This is a genomic window from Bacillus sp. URHA0034, assembly GCF_056280405.1.
Map to the genome: position 1 here is coordinate 5,496,326 of NZ_JBWCDK010000002.1, position 26,182 is coordinate 5,522,507.

A 26,182-nucleotide genomic window follows, 5' to 3' on the forward strand; every position below is an offset into this window, starting at 1 on the left:
AAGTCTAGGAGGAAATTGACTTGGCACAAAACATTGAAAACTTAGCAGTTACAACCATTCGTACTTTATCTATCGATGCGGTTAATGCAGCAAACTCTGGTCATCCAGGTCTCCCGATGGGGGCAGCACCGATGGCCTATGCGTTATGGGCGAACCATCTAAATCACAATCCGGAAAATCCGAACTGGTTTAACCGTGATCGATTCGTTTTATCTGCAGGACATGGTTCGAGCTTATTATACAGCTTGCTACATGTATTCGGCTATCAAGTTTCGATGGATGATTTAAAAGGCTTCCGAAAATTAAATAGCAAAACCCCGGGACATCCTGAATTCGGACATACCCCTGGAGTTGAGGCGACAACTGGTCCATTAGGACAAGGGATTGCCAATTCAGTTGGGATGGCGATGGCGGAAGCCCATTTAGCTGCTAAGTTTAATAAAGAAGGATTTCCACTGATTGACCATTACACCTATGCATTAGTTGGTGACGGCGATCTTATGGAAGGTGTTTCTTATGAAGCAATGTCAATGGCTGGGCATATGAAACTTGGGAAACTGGTTGTGCTATATGATTCTAATGATATTTCCCTTGATGGTGAATTAAATGTTTCCTTTTCTGAAGATGTCAAGAAAAGAGCGGAATCTGCCCACTGGCACTATCTAAGAGTAGAAGATGGCAACGATATTGAGGCGATTACAAAAGCGATCCAAGCGGCGAAAGAAAATACAGATCAGCCAAGTTTAATTGAAATCAGAACTATTATTGGTTTTGGAAGTCCCAAGGTAGCAGGTACCAATAAGGCCCATGGTGCACCGCTTGGAGTTGATGAAGGGAAAGTAACCAAACAAGCCTATAACTGGCTTTATGAAGAGGATTTCTATGTTCCAGATGAAGTAAGAGCCCATTTTGAACAATTAAAGCGTAAAGGAATGGATACGGAACAAACCTGGAATCAATTATTCGATTCATATCAAAAAGCGAATCCAGACTTAGCCGTCGAGTTAACTAATGCGATTTCTGGAAAAGTTCTCATCGATGTGAACGATATTTTAACGTTTGACACCGCCAAAGCTGTATCAACACGTGTAGCGAGTGGGGAAGCGATTAATCATTTTGTAAAAACGGTACCAGCTATTTTCGGTGGCAGTGCCGACCTATCTCACTCAACTATGACTGAGATAAAAGGGGAGCAAATATTTGCCGTCGAATCGTATGGTGCCCGCAATGTTTATTTTGGTGTTCGTGAGCATGCCATGGGTGCAGCGGCAAATGGGATGGCTTATCATGGTGGGTTAAAGCCATTTGTCAGCACGTTCTTTGTTTTCAATGATTATTTGCGTCCGTCTATTCGTTTGGCTGCCTTATCCAAGCTTCCAGTTACGTATGTGTTTACACATGATTCGATCGCAGTAGGGGAAGATGGACCAACACATGAGCCAGTGGAACAGTTGGCTGCACTTCGCGCCATCCCAGGTTTAACGGTTATTAGACCAACAGACGCTAATGAAACAGCTAGTGCTTGGACCTATGCGCTTCAACAAACAGAAGGGCCAGTGGCTTTAATTCTAAGCCGCCAAAACTTACCAATATTTAGTGAAACGAAAGCGAATTTAGAAAATGTATCTAAAGGGGCTTATGTTTTAACAGAAACTAATGCAAATCCAGATGTGATCTTAATTGCAACAGGATCTGAAGTCTCATTGGCAGTCAATGCAAAAACCGAACTGGAAAAAGAAAATACCTCTGTTCGGATTGTCGCAATGCCAAGCTGGGAATTGTTTAACAAGCAATCAGCTGAATATAAAGAGACTGTGCTTCCTTCTTCTGTAACCAAACGGGTGGCAATCGAAATGGGCATCCGGTTAGGTTGGGAACGCTATGTTGGTTTTGAAGGAGAAGTACTATCAATTGAGTCGTTCGGTGCTTCTGGAGAGGGTACAGCCGTCATGAAACATTTTGGATTTACGACTGAAAATGTCGTTCACATCACGAAAAATGTTTTAAATAAGTAAAAAATGGGGTAATGGATTATGAAACTAGGATTAATTGGTTTAGGAAAAATGGGTTTTAATCTAGGACAAAATTTATTGGAACACAATCATGAACTGGTTGCATTCGATGTCAATTCGAGTGCTGTCGAAGAAATGAAAAAATTCGGTGCGTCAGGCGTTTCAAGCTTAAAAGACCTTGTTCAATCCCTTGAGCAGCCAAGAATTGTGTGGATTATGGTTCCACATGCCGTCGTGGATTCCGTGATTGGAGAAATTCATCCGTTTTTAAACGAAGGGGATATCGTGATTGAAGCGGGAAATTCTCATTATAAAGAATCGATTCAACGATATAACGAATTGAAGGAACTTGGAATTCATTTTATGGATGCTGGTACTTCCGGCGGTATGGAAGGTGCCCGCCATGGTGCCTGCTATATGGTTGGCGGAGACCCTGAGGCTTGGGATATTGTCGAACCTATTTTTAGAGATACAGCTGTGGAAAATGGTTATTTATATGCAGGCAAAGCCGGCAGCGGCCATTTCTTAAAGATGGTCCATAATGGAATTGAATACGCGATGATGGCTGCGATTGGTGAAGGTTTTGAAGTCCTTGAGAAAAGTGATTTCAATTATGACTATGAAAAAGTAGCCAGAGTTTGGAATAACGGTTCTGTCATCCGTTCTTGGCTAATGGAATTAACTGAAAATGCCTTTTCAAAATATCCGAATTTGGATGAAATTAAAGGGATTATGCATTCCTCAGGTGAAGGAAAATGGACGGTTGAAACAGCCCTCGATCTTCAAACCGCTACACCTGTTATCGCTTTGTCGTTGATGATGCGTTATCGTTCCTTAGAGAATGACACCTTTACAGGAAAAGTAGTTGCCGCCTTAAGGAATGAATTTGGTGGACATGCAGTCGAAAAAGCGAGACAATAGAATAGATTAAATAATAGGAGGAAGAAACATCATGAAATTTTTTATTGATACTGCTAATTTAGACGAAATCAAAAAGGCTTACAAAATCGGGGTTTTATCTGGTGTTACGACCAATCCTTCCTTGGTTGCAAAAGAAGGAGTTAAATTTGAAGATCGTATTGCAGAAATTTTAAATGCGGTTCCAGAAGTTGAGTCTGTATCTGCAGAAGTAACGCCAAACGCTTTAACAGCGGATCAAATGATTGCGGAAGCCGACGAGTTAATCAAAATTAATGGCGGGGATAAAAATATCACCATTAAACTTCCAATGACGCTGGATGGATTAGAAGCATGCCGTTACCTAACTAAAAAAGGTGTAAAAACAAACGTTACCCTTATCTTTACGGTTAACCAAGCTTTATTAGCAGCACGTGCTGGGGCAACCTATGTTTCCCCATTCTTGGGCCGCTTAGATGATATTAGCGAAGACGGTGTACAACTTGTTGCAAAGATTGCTGAGTTATTCCGTGTTCAAAAATTAGATTCACAAATCATTGCTGCATCCGTTCGTCATCCTGACCACGTAACTCGCGTAGCACTCGCAGGTGCACATATTGCTACGATTCCGTTTAAAGTTATTGAGCAAATATCTAAACACCCACTAACAGATCAAGGAATTGAAAAGTTTGCTGCCGATTGGAAAAATTCCATTTAATACGGACAATAAGCAGATGTGATTTAGTTGTTCTAAACCGCATTTCTAAATAAAAATAAAACGACCATCCATATCTATACTGATAAGGATGGTCGTTTGTTCTATAAAATAAAATCTTTCTTTAACGGACAAAAAAATCTGTTATTTATCTTTCATCCAGCAATTTGCCCACTGACTAATAGGTCCTAATATTTTTCCTAGTTCGGTCCCTTTTTGTGTTAATAAATATTCAATTCTTACCGGACGGTCAGGCAAAACATGGCGAAGGACGATTCCATGCTCTTCTAATTCTTTCATCCTCTCCGTGAGAACTCGTTTACTTAAGTCAGGAATCAGGGCATTTATTTCGCTAAAACGCTTCGGGCCGCTAAGTAATACATATATAATTAATCCTGTCCATCTTTTCCCTATTAGCCCAAAAGATCGTTCAACCTCTGGGCAAAGGTTTGCCTCCTCTTCCATCACATCACGCACTTTCTATTTATAATTTAGATATAATTTGTCTCTTATATACTTATTGTAACCATATATTAATTTCTTAAAAAGCTAAATTATTAAATTTTTTTAAGAAAAACCTCTGTTTAATGAATTTGTAATCATTTCGACAAAATTAGAAGGATACGATGAGGAAAGGCAGCGGAAATAAAAGAAGCTTGATTCGAATATGAATAGAAAAATAGGGAAAAGCCTTTCTTAAATGGAAGCTTTTCCCCAAAGCATTTCTCTCATTATTTAAAAGAACTCAAGCTGTAATTCTTTTTTGACTAGGAAATGTGATATCTTCAGAATGGATTGTTAATAATCTTTCTAATAATTCTAGCTTTCCTTTTGTCTCTTTTATTTCGCTTGTAGAAATCACGTTTGCCTGTTTAAGCTGATCGATCGTGGTCGATACTAATTCGTTAAAATGGGTTGAATTTGTTAAAATATATTCAATTAATTCGCTGGCCGCTTGTCTTTCCTTTTCGTTCTTTAAGGCGAAAATATTTTGTTTATCAGTCTCAAAGATAAAGATAGATTGTTGATCTTCTGACATTCTAAGGCCAAATAGCTCTTTTTTTGTTCCATAATATTCATTATTTCTAATCCGCAGCATACCGATGCTAATCATCACTTCATAAAACGGGAAATTTTTATCAGGATAACGAAAATTTGTAAGTTCGATGTTTGAACTTTGATCAATAAATATTTCTTTTTCTAATTCGGTTTGGATCACTTTAGAATCTATTAAGTTCACAATAATTACCTCTTTTCTAATAATAGTTTTATACAAAAAGGAACAAGGGAACAAAAAGTAACCTGTGTATACTAGTATTATATAGCAGCAGTGCAAATAAATCAAATAGACTGTTTTCAACATGATAATCATTCTAAATAACCAGGGGAAAAGGAATGTAACAATCAAAAGATGAAGGGAAGGAAGAACACTATGAATCTAAACACGAAACTATGCGAAATACTTGGAATTGACTATCCAATTATTCTAGCAGGCATGGCTGGAGGCCCTACGACAGTAGATCTTGTAGCTAGTGTCTCAAACGCCGGCGGATTAGGGACCTTGGGTGCAGCCTATCTGAAACCAGAAGAAATAAGAATCGCTATAAGGAGGATTAAGGAGCAAACCTCTAAGCCATTTGCTGTAAACTTGTTTTGTACAGAATGGCAAGATCAATATACTGGAGTGGATGAGTCTCAAAAAGTACTAAATTCGATTCGGGTAAAGTTAGGTATGAAGGAAATGGAAAAAAGGGTTGTAACAAATAACTTTTTTGAAGAGCAATTTGATGTACTATTGAAAGAAAAAGTACCCGTCGTTTCTACGGCTTTCGGGGTCCTTCCCCGTGAGAAAATGGCTGCAGTAAAAGAACGAGGAATGACGGTAACGACGATGGTGACGACGGTTCGGGAGGCGCTTTTGGCAGAAAAAGAGGGAGCTGATATCCTAATTGCACAAGGAAGTGATGCCGGCGGCCATCGGGGAACATTTGAAATTGAGCAAAACACGCTTGGTGCCGCTATCGGAACCTTCTCGCTTGTTCCACAGGTAGTTGATGCAGTATCCGTGCCAGTGGTGGCTGCCGGGGGGATCATGGATAGCCGCGGCCTGGTTGCCTCATTAGCGTTAGGGGCACAAGGAGTGCAGATGGGAACAGCTTTCTTAACGACATCCGAGTCGGGAGCGCATCCGGTCTATAAACAGGCACTTCTCAATAGTACGGAAGAAAGTACGGTGATTACGAAAGTTTTTTCAGGTCGTCCCGCAAGAGGGATTAAGAATGCTTTTATCGAAGAGTACCAGAAGGCGAAGATTGCCCCCGCGGACTTTCCAACGCAAAATACTCTGACGAATGACATTCGAAGGGAAGCTGCTTTTCAAAATAATTCGGAATATATGTCATTATGGGCGGGGCAGGGGACAAGGTTATTACGAAATGAGATTTCAGCTGAGCAGCTGATTAGAGATTTGGTTGCTGGTGCGGAAAGACTTCTTTAGACAAACCGACCAGGAAACTTGAGGGAAGTCCCTATTTTTTCGCGACGTTATTTTAGTAAAGAATTTTCAAATAATTATTAACTATTAACTTTTTTTCAGGTATAATGTTTCAAACAAGATAGAGAGGTTTATAACATGAATGCATTTATTAAAAATCAAATTGAACTATTTCAAGCTCAAAATAAGAATCGTGGACGGCTTTTAGTAAGCTGCCCGGACCAACCAGGGATTGTTTCTGCGATTTCGAAATTTTTATTTTCCCATAACGCCAATATTATCGAATCTAGTCAGTATTCTACCAATCCAGAAGGGGGCATCTTTTTTATTCGAATTGAGTTTGAGTGCCCAGGACTTAAAGAAAAAGCTCAGGAAATGGAAAAACAGTTCGCTGAAATTGCTGAGCATTTCTCAATGGAATGGAAATTTACGCATGCCTACAATATTAAAAAGGCCGCGATTTTTGTATCTAAGGAACTTCATTGCTTACTTGAATTATTATGGGAATGGCAAAGTGGGGATTTAATAGCTGAAATTGCCCTAGTCATAAGTAACCATGAAAATGCGCGAGAGGTTGTTGAAGGGTTTAATATCCCATTTCATTATATTCCAGCGAATAAGGATATTCGTCAACAAGCAGAGGCTGAACAGCTTAAGCTTTTAAAAGAATATGAAATTGATTTCGTCGTACTGGCCCGCTATATGCAGATTTTAACGCCTAATTTTATTAAAGAAAATCCCAATACAATTATAAATATTCACCATTCGTTTTTACCTGCCTTTGTGGGAGCTAGACCGTATGAACGTGCATTTGACCGCGGGGTAAAATTAATCGGTGCGACTTCCCATTATGTAACGAATGACCTTGATGAAGGACCGATTATCGAACAGGATATTAGCCGTGTGGGGCACCATGACAATGTTGATAGCCTTAAAAAGATTGGCCGGAGAATTGAACGAAGTGTGTTGGCTCGAGCTGTAAAATGGCATGTTGAGGACCGAATTATCGTTCATCAGAATAAGACGATCGTTTTCTAATAAACAAAAAAGCTGTTCATCAGGATTTACTGATTTGAAATGACCCCCTTGAGTTGGGCTTAACGATCCAGCTTAGGGGGTTTTTTTATTTGGTTATGATATTAATTTAACAATTTGTTCATAATTTGGTAATAATTCATGGGCATCCTACCATCTGTAAAAACTTAAAACCATTTTTTAGGAGGAAGTTACAAGATGAGAAAGATGCTGATGAATTATTTTTTTGCTATTCCTTTAATGATTGGACTTTTGGGACCAATTCAGGTGTTTGCAGCCACACAGCCAAGTGAACAAAATCAATCCGAAGAGGTCCATGGCCATGGTCATGGTCACTTCAGACATAATCCAGACTTTATTATAAAGCAGGCTGAATCACTGGGGATTAAAACGGATGGCAAAGATACAGAGACCATCGCCAAAGAAGTTAAAGAAGCTATGATTAAAAAGAGAGCTGAGGAACTCGGAATCAGTACGAAAGGGAAACAGATTGATTCACTAGCGAAAGAGGTCTTTGAGACGACCATTAAAAATGAGGCCAAAAAGTTGGGGATTTCAACAGAAGGAAAAGACCTTCGTGATGTTGCGCGAGAAATTCATGAAACCCAAATAAAAAAAGAGGCGAAAGAGCTGGGAATTCCGACAGATGGGAAGGACCTCCGTGATATAGCCCGAGAAGTTCGTAAAACTCAAATTAATAAAGAAGCTAAAGAATTAGGCATTTCAACGGCCAATAAGGGTTTTCATCAAATAGCCCATGAAGTACGCGATAAAAAGATCTTTCAAGCAGCTGAGAAGTTAGGAATAGACACAAAAAATAAATCAGCTGACGAGCTCTTTACGGAAATTATGACAAAACATGCAGATAAGGCAAAGGAGTTAGATCTTTTTCCACATAAAGAACGAATGATGCACTTCTTTAAAGGTCCAAAAGCGGAATAATTTCTTAAAAGCAGGTTCAAACTTTCTGAATCTGCTTTTTTAATAGTATGTATTAAACAACACGAAGGAAAGGAGCAAAGCTTTTTCATTGTAAACGTAAGTTAATCCATAATAAGATGGATACTATAGATTAACAGAAAGATAAATGAATATTTACCGAAGGATCTGACATATGGATTGGACACCTGATAAAAAATCAAAGACACCCATTTATAAACAACTTGCTGTCTATATTGAGAATGGAATTGCTGACGGAACTTTTCCAGCTGATAAGCCTTTGCCCTCGGAAAGGGGCTTGGCGAAAGAGGTGGGAATAAACAGAAGTACGGTTATTGCGGCCTATGACGAGTTAGAATCAAATGGGCTGATTAATCGAAGCAGGGGAAGCGGAACAACCATCAGTAAAGATATCTGGGGAATTACCAAGAAACGGATTCCAAGTTGGAACAGGTATATTGAGGCCGGTTCATTCTTGCCTAACCTGCCTGTAACACAAAGAATACATAAAGAAATGGCAGAGCACAAACTCATCAATTTAGCCAGCGGGGAATTGTCTCAGGATCTATTTCCAATGAATTCACTTAGGGAAATTACATCTAATCGGTCTTTTATTGGATCACTTGGATACGATCATCCACAGGGGAATGCCATTCTCCGGCAAACACTAACTAACCATGTTAAACAGTTTCGTGGGATCGAAACGAATCCTTCTTCGATTTTAGTTACATCAGGGGCGCAGCAAGCTTTGCATCTCGTCGTTCAATGCTTGTTAAAACCTGGGGATGCAGTAGTGATTGAAGATCCTTCCTACCATTATAATCTGCCAGTTTTTAAATCAGCAGGAATCAAAACGTATTTTTTAAAAGTGGAAAAGGACGGAATAGACCCAGAGGAAATCACTGCTTTATATAAAAAACATAGAATTAAAATGATTTTTTTGAGCCCTATTTTCCAAAATCCGACTGGTACTTTATTGGATTTAGACAAGCGGAAAAGGGTGCTTGAAATATCATCTGAGTTTGGAATTCCTATTGTAGAAGATGACCCGTACAGTTTAACCTCATTTAGCGGAGAGCAGATGAAGACTCTTAAATCATTGGATCGAAATGGCAATGTATTATATATTAGCTCGCTTACAAAAATCGTAGCTTCCGGATTACGGATTGGCTGGATTATCGGACCCAGAGCAGTAATCGAGAGATTATCCGATGCGAAGCAGCAAGTAGATTTTGGTCACGCCAGCTACAGCCAATGGGTTGCCAATGACTTTTTAGACTCAAGGGATTTTACAGCTCATATTAAAAAGCTAGCTGAAAAATTAGAAAGCAGGAGAGATCAAATTGTTGCCAGCCTGCAGTCCTTTTTAAAAGAAGAAGTTGAATTTACGATCCCTAATGGCGGCATTCATATATGGTGCAAGATAAAAAAAGAACTGAATGAAATTCAATTGCTAGAAGAGTCGATTAAAAAGGGAGTTATTTTTGTGCCGGGTTCGACGATGGGGTCTATAAAAGGATGTGTCCGGTTTACTTATTCTAGGGAAAATGAAGAGAATATCCATGAAGGAATCAAAAGGTTTGCAGACGCACTAAACGAAATTTTAAACTAGAAAAAGGATAGCTGTCCACGAGCTATCCTTTTTAAATTAAAACATCTGAATAATCTTCTTAGCAGAATCGAATCCGTTTTGGATGCAATCTGGGATCCCTACTCCATAATAGGAACAACCGGCAATGATAACTCCAGGGTAGTCGGCTGCCATTTTGCTTTCAAGCGTCTCGACACTCTTAGGATGGGTAATCAAATAGTTGGGCATCTGATCAGACCATTTCGTGACAATACTTGCAACGGGCTCGGCGTTAATCTTTAGACTTTTATGAATATCATTAAGCGCAATTTCAAGGAGCTCTTTATTATCCATTTTTTCTAAAGAAGTAAATGAAGGATGGCTGCTTTTATAAAAGAGTCTGACAAGCAGATTGCCGGATGTTGAAGTATGTTCCCATTTCCGGCTTGTCCAAGTACAGGCGTTGCATGACAATTCATCTGAATTTGCGGTGATAAAACCTGTTCCATCGGCAGGAAGAACGCTGTCAGGCACATCAAAGCCAACATACACACTAATAAGTGAACTGTTTTTGAAATTTGAATACCTGGATTTTAATTCCGGATCATCAATTAAGTCTTCAGCAGCTGTATTTGGAATACTTAGTACCACATAATCGGCGGCGATCATTTCCTGATTGTTAAGATATACTCGATAAAGCGAGTTTTCTTTTTCAATTTTATTGATTTTCGTCTTTTTTAGAATCTCAACTTCATCAAGTTGTTTTTCAAACGCGTCAATCAGTGAACCTAAGCCATTTTGAAAAGAAAGAAATTTTCTTTCCCCACCCTTAAATTTCTGTTTATTAGCTTCAAGACCTTTGATGATGCTGCCATATTGTTCCTTGTAATCAATCAAATACGGAAGGGTAGATGTGAGTGTCAAGTCACTGAGATTACCTGAATATACACCTGAAAGGACAGGGGATATTTGTTTTTCAACCAATTCGGTACCAAGAAAATACTCAAGAAAGGAACCAATCGAATCGTTCTTAGTAAATGTTTCATTTTTAATATAAAAATCTTTAAGTGCCGCCACTTTTCCTTCTGCAGAAATGAGTGTGCTGTTAGCCAGCGATTCAATACTTGCAGGAATGCCAAAAACAGCATCCTCCGGTATAAGCTTCAATTTTTCATCCGTATAAATATAGGAACGGCCTGTCGCATTATAGACCACTTCTTTTTCTAAACCAAGTTCTTCGATCAGAGTCATTGTCTCCATTTTACGTGCCACAATGGAGTCTGCTCCTGTTTCCATGCAATATCCACTTTGTTTTTTGGTTTTGATTTTCCCGCCAAGCTCATCTTCCGCTTCTGCTAAAACCAGCCTTATATCATTTCTAGTGGATTTCTTCCATTTTTGTAATTCATACATGGCAGCTAATCCTGTAATTCCGCCACCGATTACTACAATTGTTTTCACTCTTGCCACCTCTTATGTTAGCTCATACTTTGTATCTACTAGTGTACCATACCATGGAAGTTAAAATCATATCGGCAATCAGAGAAAAAGACTAGTAAGGCACAAGATTATTAAAAAATTAGGTATAACAAAAGGCTCAGTTTACTAAACTGAGCCATAGTGCATTTTTGGTCTTTCTTTATAATAGGAAAATTTCTGAAGGTTATCAGAAAGAAGACTATAGGCGATTATTTTCTTCTTTTCCTGTTTGACTACATCAATGCGATCGTTATATCGGTACAAAAATAACTTGACCTCTTTTTTGCCTCTTTTTGTATCAATGACGAGTGGAGGTTCACTGTTGTCGGGATTTAAAAATAATTCCTCTGTTCCTGGAAAAATATAGTGTTTCTTTAAAAATATTGCTTCGTTAAAATCATTAATTACTTTCGTTTTGTTTTCGTCTTCCAGCGTTTTTCCGTCTATCGTTAAGGTGACATTCTCTTCACTGAGTTTTGCGTGTGTTTCAAATTTCCTAATTAACCAATTCACAGGACCGGTTGGAAGACAGGTAATTAATATTTTAACCAAACTAATAAGGATTATTGAAATAATAGTCCATGTCATATAGATCATCTCCGTTTATCATCATACCATATTAATTAATTAGGTTAACCAAATGTAGATCCCCAGGGAAATTATCGCGAGAAAAATAATGATGACATAAATTAAGGTCAAATTTATGGTATTTCTTTTTGCTGAACTACTGTAATTTTCGTCAGACCTCCCAGTTAACCATAGCGTAGCGACTACTGCAATTATTAAAATCAATGTAACTAAACCGAACATTATATTCATAATACACCTCGCAAACTAATAAAAATTTAATTATGCTCATAGATTTAATAATAGCTTACCTGGTTAGAAAATGAACCATCCAATTTACAGTAAATTTGACCATCCAATTTTTATAGCTTTTTTGTTATAGAGAGAACAGAATTTTGACACGATATGAGGTAAAATAGTTTTAAGTCTTAATATAGGGATGAATGAAGTTCTTAAGGAGAGCATTCATGAAAGTTAAAAAGAAACGAAAAAAGAGAAAATGGGATTGGCTTTTAGATTTATTTGATGTTGCTGAAGTTATAGGACAAATCTTATGGTGGATGATTCGTGGTATTATCCATTTGGTTGCTAAAATACTCCATCAATAGCTGAAACGATAAAATTATAAAAAAGGTTATGTATGATAGAGATTTTAAAGAGGTTGCATGCGCAAAAACCATCCACCCTTTTTCTTTGGGTGGATGGTTTAGGTTAGAACGGATAAAGATAATATGTAGCCAAACCAATAATGATACCAGTGATTGCCCCACCAAACACTTCAATGGGCTGGTGGCCTAATAATTCTTTTAGTTTTTCACGAGACTCGGGTTTTTTTATTTTCGGGTTTTTTAATGTTTCAATTAATGAATTAAAATCAATCAATAAAGCATTTAAGATTTCCGCATGATAGCCGGCATGTCTGCGAACGCCAGTCGCATCATGCATGACAATCGCGGAAACGACAACACAAATGGCAAATTCATTTGATTTGAATCCAGACATCAATCCAATCACCGTTGTTAAGGAGATAATGGTCGAGGTATGCGAACTAGGCATTCCGCCCGTGCTAAACATCAAATTCCATTTTAGTTCCCTTGTTGAGATAAAATGTATCGGGATTTTTACAAATTGCGCAATCAGCATCCCCAAAAGGGCAGCCAAAATGGGACAGGATAAAAACATAAATAATCCTCCTTATCCTTCAATAAAATTTATCATCACCTCTCAAACTCCCTTAAGAGTAGAGGCTGATATCCCAGTTATATTTATTTACCCTTCATTTAATTAATATAGACTATTTTAAATAAAAAATGGTAAGATTCACAAAAATAATCCACAAAATAAAACGTAAGCTTAGTATCGTTTTTATCAATTGGAGGATTCAGCTAATTCAAATAATAATTTGCTGAATCCTTTCATATAGTTAAAGTGCTGTGTACCATACTCTGGGGTAGGAACGTAGCTTGACTTTTTTTAGCGGTCTCAGTAGGTTAAGATTTTAAGAAAAAAATCCCTTTTATCTTCCAAAAATCGTGCTATAATAGTCCATATTAATTTGATGATTATTATTGAATACATAATAAATTGAAAAGAAGTGTAGCGGTATGAATAAACTCGCAGTGAAGATTAAACCTAGAACCGTCTTTTTGTTAGATAAGTATTTTACTGGTGAATCCATTGATTATAAGAAATTATTTGCGATTATTACGCCCATTTTTGTAGATCAGGCTTTCTTGATCATTATGAGTCTATTAAACACCGCCATGGTCAGTTCCGCCGGGGTTGCTGCCGTTAGTGCAGTCAGTATGGTAGACTCATTGAACATTTTCTTGGTTAACGTCTTTATCGCGGTCGCAACGGGTGGTACGGTCATGGTGGCCCAATATAAAGGCAACGGGAATTCAGAGATGGTGTCCAAAACTGCTACACAAGCGATATCAGCGGTTACCTTATTTTCTGTAGTGCTTAGTGCACTGGTTATCACTTTTCATACGCCAACTTTAAACTTGTTATTCGGTAAGGCGGAAGCAGAAGTGTTTCAAAACGCCAGAATTTATTTAATAGGAAGTTGTCTTTCTTATCCGCTCATCGCGATATTTCAAGCCGTAACGGGCGCATTAAGAGGTGTCGGTGAGACCAAACCATGCTTGAATTTATCCTTATTAATGAATTTAACCAACACCATTCTCAATGTTTTACTAATTACCATTTTTGATATGGGGGTGGAAGGGCTTGTCATTTCCACCATTTTTGCAAGATTACTAGGTGTGGTTGCTTCATTAATCTATATTATTAAATACAATGATACAATCCGATTTAAGTTGAAGAATGCCGTGCATATCGATGCTGCTATTTTAAAGAAAGTTATGTTTATTGGACTTCCATTCGCGGCGGAACAATTATTTTTCAATGGCGGGAAGCTGTTGACACAAACCTTTATTGTTCAATTAGGAACCCTTGCCTTGACCTCTTATGCGATTGGAAATTCGATTGCCCTGCTATTTCAAATTGGACCCAATTCATTAAGCATTGCGATTGTAACAGTAGTGGGACAATGTATCGGGAGAAGGAACATCGAGGATGCAAGGAAATTTATTATTTCCTTAATTGGACTGGGCACGATTCTATTTGTGGTGGCCGACGCCGTGTTGATCCCATTGTTTCCGTTATTAATTAAACTGTTCAGTCCGCCGGATGAAATTATCCCAACGGTTTTTATGATGATTTTAATTTCTGCGGTGGGTCATCCTTTGTTATGGCCAGCAAGCTTCATTATGCCATCGGCTTTAAGGGCAGCAGGGGATTCCAGCTTTACATCCATTGCCTCCCTGCTCTCGATGTGGCTATTGCGGGTAATCCTGGGATATCTATTGGGAATTACGTTTGGATTCGGGATTATCGGAGTTTGGGTAGCGATGAATATCGAATGGGGGATGCGGACATTGATCTTTGTTTGGCGGTTTAAAGGAAAGAAGTGGTATGCACATAAGCTGGTGTGACGATTCAATCAGAATTATAGTTAATAGTGTCAAAGAATAAAGCTGCCCAAAGGCAGCTTTATTCTTTGACACTATGCATTCATGGAATTTTTCCCTTTAACAATCTTAATAAATAAAAAACGAACAATTGGTCCCATAATTAATAGTTGCAGAGGAAAAGCGACTATAAAGTTCTTAATGGCGATGGAGAAGTAGCTTGTAATCATGGATCCTGTCGGTACTCCGTTAGTAAGCAAGGAGGTTCCGAGTCCGTATAAAGACATAAACAGTACCATTCCTATTACCATACAAAAAGATATCGCTAAAATGACATAGACTTTTTTTGATTTGTCAAAAGGAAGCATAAATGCCACTTTCTTTGCTGTTGGACCAACAAGAAATAAATCCAAAAGCAATGCAATCATGAATCCAATAATCCCTTCGATCAACATTTTTCCTACCGACAGTTCATCAATCAATCCATTTAGAAATAAATTATAAACCGACATAATTAGAACCATTCCAAAACACATCATTGTTCCAAATAAAATACTTTCTTTCTTAGTTGTAGGCATTTCTCAATCTTCCCTTCCTTTTATCTTTTGTATTATAGCGATAGTAGTAACCTCTTTATAAGTGAACGTTTTGTGAACATTGTTTAGAAAAACTAAATACTGTTCTATTACCAACTACCTAAGAAAATATGGACTCAAAGATCGTAGGATCGATTGTTGCTATCGTGATAGCGGTTGTTCTTGGATTGATGCCTGCTAGTAACCTTTTAAATCAGGCTTCAACCAAGGCATCAATTTCTAATAAGAAAACAAATTCCATTAATTAAGAGATACATAGAGTGGGGGTAGAATCCGGTTTGGATTCTACCCTTTTTTTGGGTAAAGACAACCGTACGTTACGAGAAAAATATAATATTGATATATTTTAAGATTGTGTAATAATTAAGAATAGTCAGCAAGTTGTGAAAAACAAGGAGAGAGAGTAAGATGACTAATATCAAAACAGCTATTGTTGTTGGCGGCGGGATTGGCGGACTTGTGACTGCCCTTAAACTTCACCGCGTTGGCGTGTCAGTGCGTGTATTTGAAAGTGTAGAAACGATTAAAGCTCTCGGTGTTGGGATAAACCTTTTGCCACATGCAGTAAGAGTTTTAACGGAACTAGGTTTAGAGGGCGAACTAGAAAAAATAGGCCTACCTACAGCCGAACTCCTTTATGTTAACAAATTTGGTCAAAATATATGGCGGGAGCCTCGAGGAGTTGAAGCGGGATACCACTGGCCGCAATACTCCATCCACCATGGAAAGCTGCAAATGTTGTTGTTGGAAGCAGTAAAAAAGGAACTTGGAGAGGCATCAGTACTTACCGGACATCATTTAAAATCTTTCCAAACCTTTGGCGACATCGTGGCTGCGCAGTTTGAAAACCGAAAAACGGGCGAGAGTCTTGGATCTTACTATGCTGACGTCATGATTGCGGCCGATGGGATTCACTCTGTTGTAAGGAAATTTTATTATCCGGATGAAGGCAAAACTAAATTTAGTGGTCGTATTTTATGGCGCGGGATTACAGAGTCTACACCCTTTCTAACAGGAAGATCCATGATTATGGCAGGCTATCAGGATCAAAAATTTGTCGCCTATCCCGTTTGCCCCGATACTGCAGCAAAGGGAAGTTCGCTTGTTAACTGGATTGCGGAGCTAGCGGTTGATGAGGAAATGCCATCTAGGGCAGATTGGAATCGGAAAATTGATAAGGAGATCTTTGCCCCGGCCTTTGCGTCATGGGATTTTGGCTGGCTGAATGTGCCAAAGTTGATTGATGAAACAGATGCCGTTTATGAATTCCCAATGGTTGACCGTGACCCCCTGCCGCAATGGACCTTTGGGCGTGTCACTTTATTAGGGGATGCAGCACATCCCATGTATCCAATTGGCTCCAATGGTGCTTCACAAGCCATACTTGACGCTGATGCTCTGGGAGAAGCAATTTTGACACATCATGAAGCTGTACTAGCATTGAAGGCGTACGAAGAGGCTAGGTTAGAACCAACAGCAAACATTGTCTTATCAAACCGGAAGAATGGGCCAGAAGTGGTTATGCAAATTGTCGAAGAGCGGGCCCCTAGTGGTTTTACCGATGATCTAGAAGATGTGGTTTCATATGAGGAATTAGAGGAAATCTCCAATAGGTATAAGCAAATTGCCGGTTTCGATAAGGAGAAGCTGAATAGTAAACTAGGAGTCAAATTATGATTGAGCATATTGTCTTACTCAAATTTTCGTCAGAAACGACTAATGAAGAGAAGGAAGAATTGATTCGACGGACGTTATGTTTAAAAAATGTGATACCTGGGATTGTCGATATTCAGCAGGGGGCTAATTTTTCAAACCGGAGTCAGGGTTATGAAATGGGCCTGACGGTCCGCTTTGAGGACAAAACCTCGTTAGCAAACTATGGTCCTCATCCGGCACATCAAGATGTATTTAGCTATTTGAAGGAGATTGGCTTAGAAGATAGTATCATAGTTGACTTTGAAATATAATTTTATTAGTTTCAGATTTAGAAGAGGAATATGATCAAAAACGGAGCCTAGTCTGGCTCCGTTTTTTTTATTGGATACTACTTGCTGCCTTAGTCCTGAAATTCTTTTGAAATTCCGATGGATAACTTCCGACTTGTTCGGTAAACAGCTTTGTAAAATGTCTTGTACTGTAATAACCGACTGCCTCTGCAACCTTTTGAACCTGATTTTTCGGGTTTGTTAATAATTCTTGTGCTTTTAATATTCTAATTTTGGTTAGATACTTGATAAAGGTCGTTCCCATTTTTTTATGGAACAAAGTGCTTAGGTAATTGGGGGTTACCTGAAGGTCTTGGGCGATCTGTCCGATCCCAATGTCATTCATATAATGCTCCGCCACGTAAGCAATAACTTGATCCACTAGAAATTGGCTTTTATCCTCATCTTTACTAGTGTTCTTTAACAATTTTTCTCCACAATTTCTTAAATTGTTTATCCATTGCTCGGCATTTTCATTCTCGTCTAGTTGACATGGAATCAAGCAGCTAAGAAATGTACAAAGATTTTCTTTTACATTGTTAACCTCTATTTTTGGGAGTAGGGAGCTTAACTCTTCTAAAAGTTTAAAATAATTTAAAGACGATTTTGCTAGGTAATTTTCCGATAAATTGATTAGTATTTGACTTAATTCAGATAAATCCTTATGTTTCCTTGCATTTTCTATGTCATGTAAAAACAACTGTCGGTTTATTCCTAAAATAGTACGAAAGGAAGCACAATCTTTCATCTTATCCATTAGTATTTTGGTATTTTCTAATGGTGATGGCGTACTTGATATCATGGTAATCGAAAAACCTTGGTCACCCGACGTAGACAGTAATTCGTTGACCTTTGTCATATATTCGTCAATAAAATCCACACTTTCTTGAGCAGTCCATGCTGTTATGAACGCTAATTCTCTGTTTGATAGAGGAAATAGTGCAAATCTTACCTCATTCGTCTGTCCATCGTTCATAATATGCTGTAGTCGGTTACAAAACGGGGTGATTCGATTTGTTTTTTCTTTTTCCTCAAGACCGCTATCCATGATAATGATATGACTGGAAAAGGTTGTATTTTGGTATATTTGATGTAATTCACTAATGGTATTAATACCGTGAAAATAGGAACTTATATCGTTTTCAAATTGTCGATTAAGTTTACTAAAACTTTCTCGTTGATAATTTGCCGCTTTTTCAAGAGCTTTATGTAAATCATCAGGACAGACTGGTTTCAATAAATAATCGGAAGCACCAAGTTTTATGGCTTTTTGGGCATAACTGAATTCAGAGTATCCCGTTAAAATAATCCATTGAGTCGCTGGAGAAATAGTTTTGCCGAGTTTGATGGCTTCAAGCCCAGTAAGACCAGGCATTTGAATATCTACAAAGGCAATGTCGGCTTGAAAGTTTTTTAATTTTTCTACCATATCTGTTCCGTTCGTTGCTTCCTCAATTGTATGTAATGAGAAATCAATTTCTTTTAGCATACTTTTTAAACTTGCCCTCACTAGTTTTTCATCATCTGCCAATAAGATTTTCATTTCTTCACTTCCCTCTCTGGAACTTTGATCGTAACTGTTGTACCTTGCCCTTCAATACTGAAAATGCTAAATAAAGAGTTTTGGTAAAGCAATTTTAGGCGGTCGCGGACATTGGTAATACCAATACTCTTACTTTCTCTTAATCTTTCAGTATTAAATCCTACCCCATCATCTTCAATTCGTAGTTCAAGGTATTTTTCATTGTCTTCAACCAGCTGCCTTGCAGAGATTGTTAATATACAAGGAGTAGAGGATGGTTCAATACCGTGAATGATGGCGTTTTCAACCAAAGGCTGAATAATTAGTTTCGGGACTATATACTCGGAAACCTCCTCATCCATTAAATATTCGACGGAAAGACGATCATCAAATCGTAATTGCTGAAGGCTGCAATAGCTGTTTAATAATTGATAGGATTCTCTAACGGTTGACCAATCCTCCTGGGTAAGACTGTACCTCAATAGTGAGCTTAATGATAAGATTGCCTTCTCAAGCGTATCCCGGTCACCCATACGATTTAAACCAATAAAACCATTAAGGGTGTTGAATAAAAAGTGGGGATGAATCTGGGACTGTAGTGCTCTGAATTCGGCGTTCCGCTGATTTAGTACCGCCCGATATTCACGATTAATCGACTCATTAATTTTTTCAATCATCGTATTAAAGGAGTTTCCAAGCTGAGTAATTTCGTCATTTCCTGTCATGTTAACTCGTACATTTAAATCGCCTTCTTGAACCCTTTTCATGACTTTTATCATCTTTTTGAAAGGTTTGGTGATAGAGCGGGATAGAAAAAAGAATAATAGATAAGTTAATAGCAGCCCGCCGCAAGCAAATAGGATACCGGTTAAATACATCCATTTTACCTTGTTATTTAGCTCTGATTTTGAAAGAAGAATGACAATCTTCCAATTTGCTGGCTTTACTACCTTTGATACCACAACATATTTATCATGTTTGCCTTTTATCGTTTTTTTTCCGTCATTTAATTGTTTTAATACTCCTGCAGAAAATGGTGAACTCGAATAGAATAAATCATTATCCTCATTTAAAATGGCTGAAAACGATTTAACATTAAAATTCAAGTCGCCAAGAATTTCTTTAAGGATCACCGTATCTGCATCAGCCATAATGACACCCAATGGGTTAAGGGTTTCTGGATCTTTAATTAAACGGGCAACAGAAAACACTTCATCGGCAGAGGGTGACATCAAATAGTCTTGTTTATGTGTGCTGATGAAGGCCGCTTTTCCGTCTGCATCAATTGCTTTCTTATACCAGACTTGCTGGTTGTATGGATAATTGGGATATGAACTAGATAGTGATGTGTTTTCAATATATACTGAATTGTCTTTAGTTAGTAATATCGTACCTACAATGTCCTTCCGTACATTTTGAAAATATAGTGGTAATGTTGAAGTTAATGTTTTTTCTACAAACATTTTGGTAGAAAGATTGGCTTGCGGGTAAGTCATGGATGATTTTAATTCAAGCGCATTCATTAACGGATCATTAAAGTATGGAACAATCGTTAATCTTTCCAGGTCATCTAAATAGGACTCTATGTTTCTTGCAGTAGAGGATAATGTGGTCTCTGTTAAGATTTCAGTTTCTCTCCCGATTAGAAATTGATAATAGTAAGGCATAATAAAAGAGATGATCAGGATTGGAACAATAAATGTAATGCCATAAAAAATCGTTAATTTAGATTGCAGGGTATTTGTTTTCATTTTTATGGTCTCCTTTATCTATATAAAGGATAAAAGAAGGGACAATATGTGTCAATATTAAAAATAAGCGCTTTCAGTGTAGATTTGTGACATGTGAAAGCGATTTCTAAGCTGGTATTCTTTAAATAACAGCAGAAAACAACCTGCTAATAAAAACATATTGGGGGAAACGGAATGAAGAAGGGTCTCATTTTTGCGATGATTTTACTTTTATGCGTCGGTATTTTTGGCTGCTCGAACAGCGGCTCTGAAAAAACGGAAGCAAACAGTGACGCTGTTAAATTAACGGTCATGTCTTCCACAGCAGACCAGGGGATGAAAACCGCCTTAACGGATGTAGTGAAGGCATTTGAAAAAGAAAATCCAAACATTAAGGTAGATTTACAATTTCCTGGATCAAACTACGAAAATATTTTAAAAATGAAAATGGCGTCGAACGACTTGCCGGATTTATTTGATACACATGGATGGGCGATTAAGCGCTACGGAAACTATCTAGCAGACCTTAGCGGAGAGAAATGGGCAGCAAATTTATCTGACACAATTAAACCGGTTATCACAGATGATAAAGGAAAATTATATGCACTTCCTTTAAACGAAGCGAAAGAGGGCGTCCTTTATAACGTCGATGTACTAGAAAAGTATCACATTGAAATACCAAAGACCTTTGATGAGTTAGTAGCAGCATCTGAGAAATTGGTAAAAGAAAGTAAAGGCGAGGTTACACCATTCTACTTTGCGGCTTTAGACTCTTGGACAATTGGACAATATTTTGATTACTTTGCAAATCCATTGTTAATCAGCCCGGAAAAAAATGAAGCTGATGCGTTAACAAAAGGATCATTCGATTGGTCAAAATGGACCTTCCTGCCTGAAAACTTCAAGAAATTTTATGATAAAAAGTTAATCAATCAAGATATGCTAACTGCTAAATACGTAGACGAAGCAAGACTGTTTGCGGAAAATAAATTAGCCTTTGCACTTCACGCACCAGCTTCAATTGCGGATGTTAAGAAGATTAATCCAAACGCCAAAATGGGTGTATTCCCAATCCCGTCGATTGAAGCTGGAGACACGCCGACATTCGTTGGCGGGGAACGCTTTACTTTGGGTCTATGGAAGGATACCAAGCATGAGAAAGAAGCAAAGAAATTGCTAGAATTCGTGGCTAAACCAGAAAATATTAAGAAAATCTCTGACACTACACTTGCCCCTGCTCCATTTAAAGATGTGACAGCTGGTGGAGAGTTTGCACCATTCTATGATCAGTACAAAGATGTAAGAGTCCTTCCTTATTTCGACCGTCTATACCTTCCAAATGGAATGTGGGATGTCATGTGTACGCTTGGCCAAGATTTAATCGCTGGTAATATAACGGCAAAAGAATATTCACAAAAAATGAAAGCGGAAGTAGAGCGATTAAATAAGAAATAACAGAGGGGGAGTTTACTCCCCCTTTTTAACAAAGCATCCGTATAGTTAAGATTTAAGTACATAGTTATGCACGAGAGAGGGGAGAAACGAAATGCAGAATGAAGTAAGCCATAATAGCGGAGTCTCCACTGCTCCACAGACGACAGCCGCGGCACATAGAGTAAAAAAAAGAAGAATGAAGTCGGTATTTTGGATTAACATATTATATTTACCAGCCCTACTATTGTTTTGTGTTTTTATTTTCTATCCCTTTTTTAAAGGGATTATCATCTCGTTTACAAACTGGGACGGGTATTCTCAAGAATCAAGATGGATTGGCCTGGAAAATTATAAGCGAATGTTAACCGACACCAATATTGTAACCGTCATCAAGAACACCCTTATTTACGGAGTAGGCAGCACCCTTTTACAGAATATTATTGGTCTTGCCTATGCCCTGTTATTAAATCAAAGCATTAAAGCAAAGGGAATAACGAGAACGATTGTTTATTTGCCAGTCATTATAAGCCCTTTAATTATGGGGTATATCTGGTATTTTATTTTCCAATTCAATGGTGGTGCATTAAATGACATCATTTTGCTGTTCAGGGACAAACCTATCAATCTATTATCTATGCCAAACGTGAATGTGTGGATTATCACCTTTGTGAATACGTTTCAGTTCTTAGGGATCGCCATGACGATATATTTAGCCGGACTTCAATCCATTCCCCAGGATTATTATGAAGCAGCAGACCTTGATGGGGCATCGAACTTTGGAAGATTTAGACACATTACGCTGCCAATGCTCGCCCCCTCCATCACCATTAATATTGTCCTGAATATTATTGGGGGTCTGAAGCTATTTGATGTAATTATCGCCATGACAAACGGAGGACCTGGATATGCGTCCCAATCGTTATCGACGATGATGTATCAAACATATTTTGCTAGACAGGATGCCGGTTATGCCGCTTCGTTAGGAAATCTCATGTTTGTCATCATTAGTATTATCAGTTTAGCTGCGCTCGTGTTCTTAAGAAGAAGGGAGATTGTACGATGAAAAATAATAAGAAGCCTATTTTTATCTTAATCTCAATTCTTATCAGTATTTTTCATATCATCCCTTTATATCTGCTCTTTAGTACATCGTTTAAAAATGAAAGTGACAGCAGCTCCAAGTGGCTGCTTCCACACTATTTGTATACCGATAATTTTAAAAATGCCTGGGAAAATGCCAATCTCGGGAGTGCCTTCATCAATAATATTGTGATTACTGTCACCAGTGTTATCCTTGTCATAATCATTGGTGCTCTGGCCTCTTATCCTCTTGCTAGATATCAGACCATGCTCAATAAAATTATGTACATTGTGTTTATTTCGGCATTAATTGTTCCTCCATTAACCATCCTTGTACCGTTATATCAATTTATCGTTGACCTCGGGGGATTGAATTCATACTGGGCAATGATCGCATTAAATGTGACGTTTAATTTACCAATCACGATTTTCCTTTATACAGGATTTATTGGCACCATTCCAAGAGAGCTGGATGAGGCTGCCATGATTGACGGAGCGTCGAGGATAGGGCTGTTCTTTAAGATAATTCTTCCAATCCTAAAGCCTGTAACAGTTACAACGATTATTTTAACGGGTGTAGCGGTTTGGAATGACTATCAGTTCTCTGTATTCTTCCTGCAAGACAGTGACAGGTTAACGATTACTGTTGCCTTATCGCAGTTCTTTTCACAATACAACAACAATCTTGGCTGGGTTGCCGCAGGATCTTTACTAGGTATGCTTCCACTTACGATTCTGTACTTGTTCTTGCAAAGATACTTTATTAAGGGATTATCAGCAGGGGCAGTTAAAGACTAAGTAGAAAGCTGCATGTTAAAAATAAAATTGGAATTTTCATGAGGTGGCATAATGCAAAGTGTAAAAGAAACGATAAAGGAAGCTGGGATTCTTTTTAACAAGCAAGAAAAAGAGTTTCATATACAGGGGAAGGATTTTAGCTATATATTTACGATTTTAAAAAACAATCAATTAGGCCATGTATATTACGGGAAAAGAATTCACCACGAAACATCCTTTTCCCATCTTTATACATCAACTGAACCGAAAGCGACGACTTCCTGTGTATATGAAGGGGATATCGCTTTTTCACTGGACATTCTCAAGCAGGAATATCCTTCCTATGGAACAAGCGATTACCGTGATCCAGCTTTTCAGATTGAACAGGCAAACGGAAGCCGTATTACCAATTTCGAATATCAAAGCCATACAATTTATAAAGGGAAGCCTAAATTAGCAGGACTTCCCGCTACATATGTGGAACATGAAGATGAGGCAGAAACGCTTGAAATAAAGCTTTATGATTCCTTAATTGAAACGGAAATTACGTTAGTTTATACCGTTTATAAACATTTAAATGTGCTGACAAGAAACAGTAAATTCACTAATTATGGAACTGAGAAACTGAATCTTACCCGAGCAATGAGTATGAGTGTGGACTTTTTTGATGCAGACTTTGAAATGCTGCAGTTATCAGGGGCTTGGGCGCGGGAAAGACATCTGTATAGAAGGGAGCTAAAACCCGGCATTCAAAGTATCTCGAGTACTAGGGGAACGAGCAGTACCCAGCAAAATCCTTTTCTTGCTTTAAAAAGAAAGGAAACAACTGAACATACAGGTGAGGTGTTTGGCTTCAATTTTGTTTATAGTGGGAATTTCTTAGCCCAAGTCGAGGTAGACCAATACAATGTTTCCCGTGTTCTGATGGGAATCAATCCGTTTGACTTTAATTGGCTGCTAGTAGGCGGCGAGAGCTTTCAAACACCTGAAGTCGTTATGGTCTATTCTTCTAACGGCCTTAATGAGATGAGTCAAACCTATCAAACTCTCTACCGTACAAGACTGGCAAGAGGAACCTGGCGTGATAAGGAACGCCCAGTATTAATCAATAACTGGGAAGCCACTTATTTTGAATTTGACGAAGAAAAGATTTTGACAATTGCCAGAACGGCCAAGGAACTGGGTGTAGAGTTATTCGTCCTTGATGATGGCTGGTTTGGTAAAAGGGATAATGATAAGACCTCACTTGGCGATTGGTTTACAGATACTAGGAAGTTACCAAACGGAATTAGCGGTTTAGCTACAAAAATTACGGATTTAGGTCTTAAGTTTGGTCTTTGGTTTGAACCGGAAATGGTATCGAAGATAAGCGAACTCTACCGAGAACATCCGGAATGGATTGTCCATGTCCCAGGACGAAAACCGTCACATGGCAGAAATCAATTTGTATTGGATTTCTCCCGTGAAGAAGTAGTCGATCATATTTACAATCAGATGGCGGCTGTCCTAACAGATGCACCTATCTCTTATGTGAAATGGGATATGAACCGCTATATGACGGAAATCGGTTCACCTGCTCTGTCAGCTGAGAGGCAAAAAGAAGTGGCCCATCGCTATATATTAGGAGTCTACGATTTATATGATCGTTTAACTAATAATTTTCCGAATGTTTTGTTTGAATCATGTGCCAGCGGGGGAGCACGCTTTGATCCAGGTTTACTACATTATGCACCACAGGCCTGGACAAGTGATGATACCGATGCGATGGAACGCCTTAAGATTCAATATGGTACGTCATTCGTCTACCCATTAAGCTCAATGGGAGCCCATATTTCCGCAGTTCCAAACCACCAGGTAAAGAGGGTGACAAGCTTAGATACGAGAGCCAATGTTGCCTGTTTTGGGATGCTTGGGTATGAGCTAGACGTTACTAAAATGACCGATGCTGAAAAACAACAGGTAAAAGAGCAGATTGCATTTTTTAAAAACAATCGGGAGTTAATTCAGACCGGCACCTTTTATCGCTTACAAAGTCCATTTGAAGGGGATGGAAATAGTACAGCATGGATCGTAGTTTCCAAGGACCAAAAAGAGGCCTTAGCGGGTTATTATCAGGTGTTGGCAAAACCAAATCCCGGATTTTCTAGAATTCTCCTAAAAGGATTGAATGAAGATTTTGCCTACCTTGTTGATCAGGATGGCATTCATTTTGGAAGTACCTTAATGAATGCCGGAATATTACTAAAAGGTGAATTCTCAGGAATTGAAACAGAGGGTATTCAAGAGGGGGGAGATTTTTCCTCAAGAATCTTTAAACTCCAGGCTGTTGAAAAGTAATAGCTCTCAAGAGGAAGTGGAGAATACATGTCTCCTCT

Annotated in this window: 24 protein-coding genes; 16 read left to right on the forward strand and 8 right to left on the reverse strand. The window is 38.4% G+C overall.

What is annotated here, in order from left to right:
• Positions 1-20 precede the first annotated feature (20 nt).
• From tkt to fsa, 3 genes are read left to right on the forward strand one after another with little or no spacing between them, the layout of a single operon-like run.
• Positions 21-2,015 carry a transketolase gene (gene tkt / locus ACZ9EE_RS28665; RefSeq protein WP_476031959.1) on the forward strand — a complete coding sequence of 665 codons (1,995 nt, stop codon included), beginning with the start codon at positions 21-23 and terminating at the stop codon, positions 2,013-2,015.
• A gap of 18 nt (positions 2,016-2,033) precedes the next feature.
• On the forward strand, positions 2,034-2,933 hold the full coding sequence (gnd, locus tag ACZ9EE_RS28670) for a phosphogluconate dehydrogenase (NAD(+)-dependent, decarboxylating) (protein WP_476031960.1): 900 nt from the start codon (positions 2,034-2,036) through the stop codon (positions 2,931-2,933).
• A 31-nt stretch (positions 2,934-2,964) separates the two neighbouring features.
• Positions 2,965-3,627: a fructose-6-phosphate aldolase gene (gene fsa, locus ACZ9EE_RS28675; protein ID WP_476031961.1), complete on the forward strand. Its 663-nt coding sequence runs from the start codon at positions 2,965-2,967 to the stop codon at positions 3,625-3,627.
• A 141-nt stretch (positions 3,628-3,768) separates the two neighbouring features.
• On the opposite strand, the gene ACZ9EE_RS28680 is transcribed toward fsa, so the two are convergent.
• On the reverse strand, positions 3,769-4,089 hold the full coding sequence (locus ACZ9EE_RS28680) for a winged helix-turn-helix transcriptional regulator (RefSeq protein WP_476033138.1): 321 nt from the start codon (positions 4,087-4,089) through the stop codon (positions 3,769-3,771).
• A 280-nt stretch (positions 4,090-4,369) separates the two neighbouring features.
• Entirely contained in the window at positions 4,370-4,864 is a 495-nt protein-coding gene (locus tag ACZ9EE_RS28685; protein ID WP_476031962.1) for a hypothetical protein, read from the reverse strand.
• A 192-nt stretch (positions 4,865-5,056) separates the two neighbouring features.
• Between ACZ9EE_RS28685 and ACZ9EE_RS28690 the strand changes: the two genes are divergently transcribed.
• The 4 genes from ACZ9EE_RS28690 (at position 5,057) to pdxR (ending at position 9,704) form a co-directional block, all read left to right on the forward strand.
• Positions 5,057-6,121: an NAD(P)H-dependent flavin oxidoreductase gene (locus ACZ9EE_RS28690; protein WP_476031963.1), complete on the forward strand. Its 1,065-nt coding sequence runs from the start codon at positions 5,057-5,059 to the stop codon at positions 6,119-6,121.
• A 135-nt stretch (positions 6,122-6,256) separates the two neighbouring features.
• Positions 6,257-7,156 carry a formyltetrahydrofolate deformylase gene (gene purU / locus ACZ9EE_RS28695; RefSeq protein WP_476031964.1) on the forward strand — a complete coding sequence of 300 codons (900 nt, stop codon included), beginning with the start codon at positions 6,257-6,259 and terminating at the stop codon, positions 7,154-7,156.
• Between the two features lie 195 nt (positions 7,157-7,351).
• The gene (locus ACZ9EE_RS28700) at positions 7,352-8,095 is read left to right on the forward strand and encodes a hypothetical protein (protein ID WP_476031965.1); all 744 of its coding nucleotides are present in this window, start codon (positions 7,352-7,354) and stop codon (positions 8,093-8,095) included.
• Between the two features lie 172 nt (positions 8,096-8,267).
• A complete protein-coding gene (pdxR, locus tag ACZ9EE_RS28705) occupies positions 8,268-9,704 on the forward strand; it encodes a MocR-like pyridoxine biosynthesis transcription factor PdxR (protein ID WP_476031966.1) in 1,437 nt (478 codons plus the stop codon).
• Positions 9,705-9,740: 36 nt separating this feature from the next.
• Here pdxR and hemG read toward each other — a convergent pair whose 3' ends face one another.
• Positions 9,741-11,123 (reverse strand): protoporphyrinogen oxidase, encoded by a 1,383-nt coding sequence (hemG, locus tag ACZ9EE_RS28710; RefSeq protein ID WP_476031967.1) that lies wholly within the window; start codon positions 11,121-11,123, stop codon positions 9,741-9,743.
• 144 nt (positions 11,124-11,267) lie between these two features.
• Positions 11,268-11,729, reverse strand: coding sequence for a YfmQ family protein (locus ACZ9EE_RS28715; protein WP_476031968.1), 462 nt, complete (start codon positions 11,727-11,729; stop codon positions 11,268-11,270).
• A gap of 446 nt (positions 11,730-12,175) precedes the next feature.
• Here ACZ9EE_RS28715 and ACZ9EE_RS28720 point away from each other — a divergent pair, with 446 nt between their 5' ends.
• Positions 12,176-12,316, forward strand: a complete 141-nt coding sequence (locus ACZ9EE_RS28720; protein ID WP_476031969.1) for a hypothetical protein — start codon at positions 12,176-12,178, stop codon at positions 12,314-12,316.
• 103 nt (positions 12,317-12,419) lie between these two features.
• On the opposite strand, the gene ACZ9EE_RS28725 is transcribed toward ACZ9EE_RS28720, so the two are convergent.
• The gene (locus ACZ9EE_RS28725; protein WP_476031970.1) at positions 12,420-12,890 is read right to left on the reverse strand and encodes a divergent PAP2 family protein; all 471 of its coding nucleotides are present in this window, start codon (positions 12,888-12,890) and stop codon (positions 12,420-12,422) included.
• A gap of 422 nt (positions 12,891-13,312) precedes the next feature.
• On the opposite strand from ACZ9EE_RS28725, the gene ACZ9EE_RS28730 reads away from it, so the two are divergent.
• Positions 13,313-14,707: an MATE family efflux transporter gene (locus tag ACZ9EE_RS28730; RefSeq protein ID WP_476031971.1), complete on the forward strand. Its 1,395-nt coding sequence runs from the start codon at positions 13,313-13,315 to the stop codon at positions 14,705-14,707.
• Between the two features lie 71 nt (positions 14,708-14,778).
• Here the strand turns inward: ACZ9EE_RS28730 and ACZ9EE_RS28735 are convergent, their stop codons facing one another.
• Entirely contained in the window at positions 14,779-15,261 is a 483-nt protein-coding gene (locus ACZ9EE_RS28735; RefSeq protein ID WP_476031972.1) for a DUF2798 domain-containing protein, read from the reverse strand.
• A 128-nt stretch (positions 15,262-15,389) separates the two neighbouring features.
• Between ACZ9EE_RS28735 and ACZ9EE_RS28740 the strand changes: the two genes are divergently transcribed.
• The 3 genes from ACZ9EE_RS28740 to ACZ9EE_RS28750 all read left to right on the forward strand — a co-directional run bounded on the left by ACZ9EE_RS28740 (position 15,390) and on the right by ACZ9EE_RS28750 (position 17,246).
• Positions 15,390-15,527, forward strand: a complete 138-nt coding sequence (locus tag ACZ9EE_RS28740) for a hypothetical protein (RefSeq protein ID WP_476031973.1) — start codon at positions 15,390-15,392, stop codon at positions 15,525-15,527.
• 160 nt (positions 15,528-15,687) lie between these two features.
• Positions 15,688-16,956 (forward strand): flavin-dependent oxidoreductase, encoded by a 1,269-nt coding sequence (locus tag ACZ9EE_RS28745; protein WP_476031974.1) that lies wholly within the window; start codon positions 15,688-15,690, stop codon positions 16,954-16,956.
• Positions 16,953-17,246, forward strand: a complete 294-nt coding sequence (locus ACZ9EE_RS28750) for a Dabb family protein (RefSeq protein ID WP_476031975.1) — start codon at positions 16,953-16,955, stop codon at positions 17,244-17,246. Before ACZ9EE_RS28745 ends, ACZ9EE_RS28750 begins: the two co-directional genes overlap by 4 nt.
• A gap of 67 nt (positions 17,247-17,313) precedes the next feature.
• Here ACZ9EE_RS28750 and ACZ9EE_RS28755 read toward each other — a convergent pair whose 3' ends face one another.
• Both ACZ9EE_RS28755 and ACZ9EE_RS28760 read right to left on the reverse strand, forming a co-directional pair.
• A complete protein-coding gene (locus tag ACZ9EE_RS28755; protein WP_476031976.1) occupies positions 17,314-18,807 on the reverse strand; it encodes a response regulator transcription factor in 1,494 nt (497 codons plus the stop codon).
• Positions 18,804-20,537: a sensor histidine kinase gene (locus tag ACZ9EE_RS28760; RefSeq protein WP_476031977.1), complete on the reverse strand. Its 1,734-nt coding sequence runs from the start codon at positions 20,535-20,537 to the stop codon at positions 18,804-18,806. Before ACZ9EE_RS28760 ends, ACZ9EE_RS28755 begins: the two co-directional genes overlap by 4 nt.
• 174 nt (positions 20,538-20,711) lie before the next feature.
• On the opposite strand from ACZ9EE_RS28760, the gene ACZ9EE_RS28765 reads away from it, so the two are divergent.
• The 4 genes from ACZ9EE_RS28765 (at position 20,712) to ACZ9EE_RS28780 (ending at position 26,144) form a co-directional block, all read left to right on the forward strand.
• Entirely contained in the window at positions 20,712-21,971 is a 1,260-nt protein-coding gene (locus ACZ9EE_RS28765) for an ABC transporter substrate-binding protein (RefSeq protein WP_476031978.1), read from the forward strand.
• Between the two features lie 91 nt (positions 21,972-22,062).
• Complete coding sequence (locus ACZ9EE_RS28770; protein ID WP_476031979.1) at positions 22,063-23,013, forward strand: carbohydrate ABC transporter permease; 951 nt, start codon at positions 22,063-22,065, stop codon at positions 23,011-23,013.
• Complete coding sequence (locus tag ACZ9EE_RS28775; RefSeq protein ID WP_476031980.1) at positions 23,010-23,828, forward strand: carbohydrate ABC transporter permease; 819 nt, start codon at positions 23,010-23,012, stop codon at positions 23,826-23,828. The genes ACZ9EE_RS28770 and ACZ9EE_RS28775 overlap by 4 nt, the downstream gene beginning before the upstream one ends.
• Before the next feature lie 51 nt (positions 23,829-23,879).
• The gene (locus ACZ9EE_RS28780; protein ID WP_476031981.1) at positions 23,880-26,144 is read left to right on the forward strand and encodes an alpha-galactosidase; all 2,265 of its coding nucleotides are present in this window, start codon (positions 23,880-23,882) and stop codon (positions 26,142-26,144) included.
• Positions 26,145-26,182 lie beyond the last annotated feature (38 nt).

Excerpts from the sequence above, each read along its gene's own strand:
- gnd (WP_476031960.1), top strand. The coding sequence starts at position 2,034 with ATGAAACTAGGATTAATTGGTTTAGGAAAAATGGGTTTTAATCTAGGA.
- fsa (WP_476031961.1), top strand. The coding sequence starts at position 2,965 with ATGAAATTTTTTATTGATACTGCTAATTTAGACGAAATCAAAAAGGCT.
- ACZ9EE_RS28680 (WP_476033138.1), bottom strand. The coding sequence starts at position 4,089 with ATGGAAGAGGAGGCAAACCTTTGCCCAGAGGTTGAACGATCTTTTGGG.
- ACZ9EE_RS28690 (WP_476031963.1), top strand. The coding sequence starts at position 5,057 with ATGAATCTAAACACGAAACTATGCGAAATACTTGGAATTGACTATCCA.
- purU (WP_476031964.1), top strand. The coding sequence starts at position 6,257 with ATGAATGCATTTATTAAAAATCAAATTGAACTATTTCAAGCTCAAAAT.
- ACZ9EE_RS28700 (WP_476031965.1), top strand. The coding sequence starts at position 7,352 with ATGAGAAAGATGCTGATGAATTATTTTTTTGCTATTCCTTTAATGATT.
- pdxR (WP_476031966.1), top strand. The coding sequence starts at position 8,268 with ATGGATTGGACACCTGATAAAAAATCAAAGACACCCATTTATAAACAA.
- ACZ9EE_RS28715 (WP_476031968.1), bottom strand. The coding sequence starts at position 11,729 with ATGACATGGACTATTATTTCAATAATCCTTATTAGTTTGGTTAAAATA.
- ACZ9EE_RS28720 (WP_476031969.1), top strand. The coding sequence starts at position 12,176 with ATGAAAGTTAAAAAGAAACGAAAAAAGAGAAAATGGGATTGGCTTTTA.
- ACZ9EE_RS28725 (WP_476031970.1), bottom strand. The coding sequence starts at position 12,890 with ATGTTTTTATCCTGTCCCATTTTGGCTGCCCTTTTGGGGATGCTGATT.
- ACZ9EE_RS28730 (WP_476031971.1), top strand. The coding sequence starts at position 13,313 with ATGAATAAACTCGCAGTGAAGATTAAACCTAGAACCGTCTTTTTGTTA.
- ACZ9EE_RS28735 (WP_476031972.1), bottom strand. The coding sequence starts at position 15,261 with ATGCCTACAACTAAGAAAGAAAGTATTTTATTTGGAACAATGATGTGT.
- ACZ9EE_RS28740 (WP_476031973.1), top strand. The coding sequence starts at position 15,390 with ATGGACTCAAAGATCGTAGGATCGATTGTTGCTATCGTGATAGCGGTT.
- ACZ9EE_RS28745 (WP_476031974.1), top strand. The coding sequence starts at position 15,688 with ATGACTAATATCAAAACAGCTATTGTTGTTGGCGGCGGGATTGGCGGA.
- ACZ9EE_RS28750 (WP_476031975.1), top strand. The coding sequence starts at position 16,953 with ATGATTGAGCATATTGTCTTACTCAAATTTTCGTCAGAAACGACTAAT.
- ACZ9EE_RS28755 (WP_476031976.1), bottom strand. The coding sequence starts at position 18,807 with ATGAAAATCTTATTGGCAGATGATGAAAAACTAGTGAGGGCAAGTTTA.
- ACZ9EE_RS28760 (WP_476031977.1), bottom strand. The coding sequence starts at position 20,537 with ATGAAAACAAATACCCTGCAATCTAAATTAACGATTTTTTATGGCATT.
- ACZ9EE_RS28765 (WP_476031978.1), top strand. The coding sequence starts at position 20,712 with ATGAAGAAGGGTCTCATTTTTGCGATGATTTTACTTTTATGCGTCGGT.
- ACZ9EE_RS28770 (WP_476031979.1), top strand. The coding sequence starts at position 22,063 with ATGCAGAATGAAGTAAGCCATAATAGCGGAGTCTCCACTGCTCCACAG.
- ACZ9EE_RS28775 (WP_476031980.1), top strand. The coding sequence starts at position 23,010 with ATGAAAAATAATAAGAAGCCTATTTTTATCTTAATCTCAATTCTTATC.
- ACZ9EE_RS28780 (WP_476031981.1), top strand. The coding sequence starts at position 23,880 with ATGCAAAGTGTAAAAGAAACGATAAAGGAAGCTGGGATTCTTTTTAAC.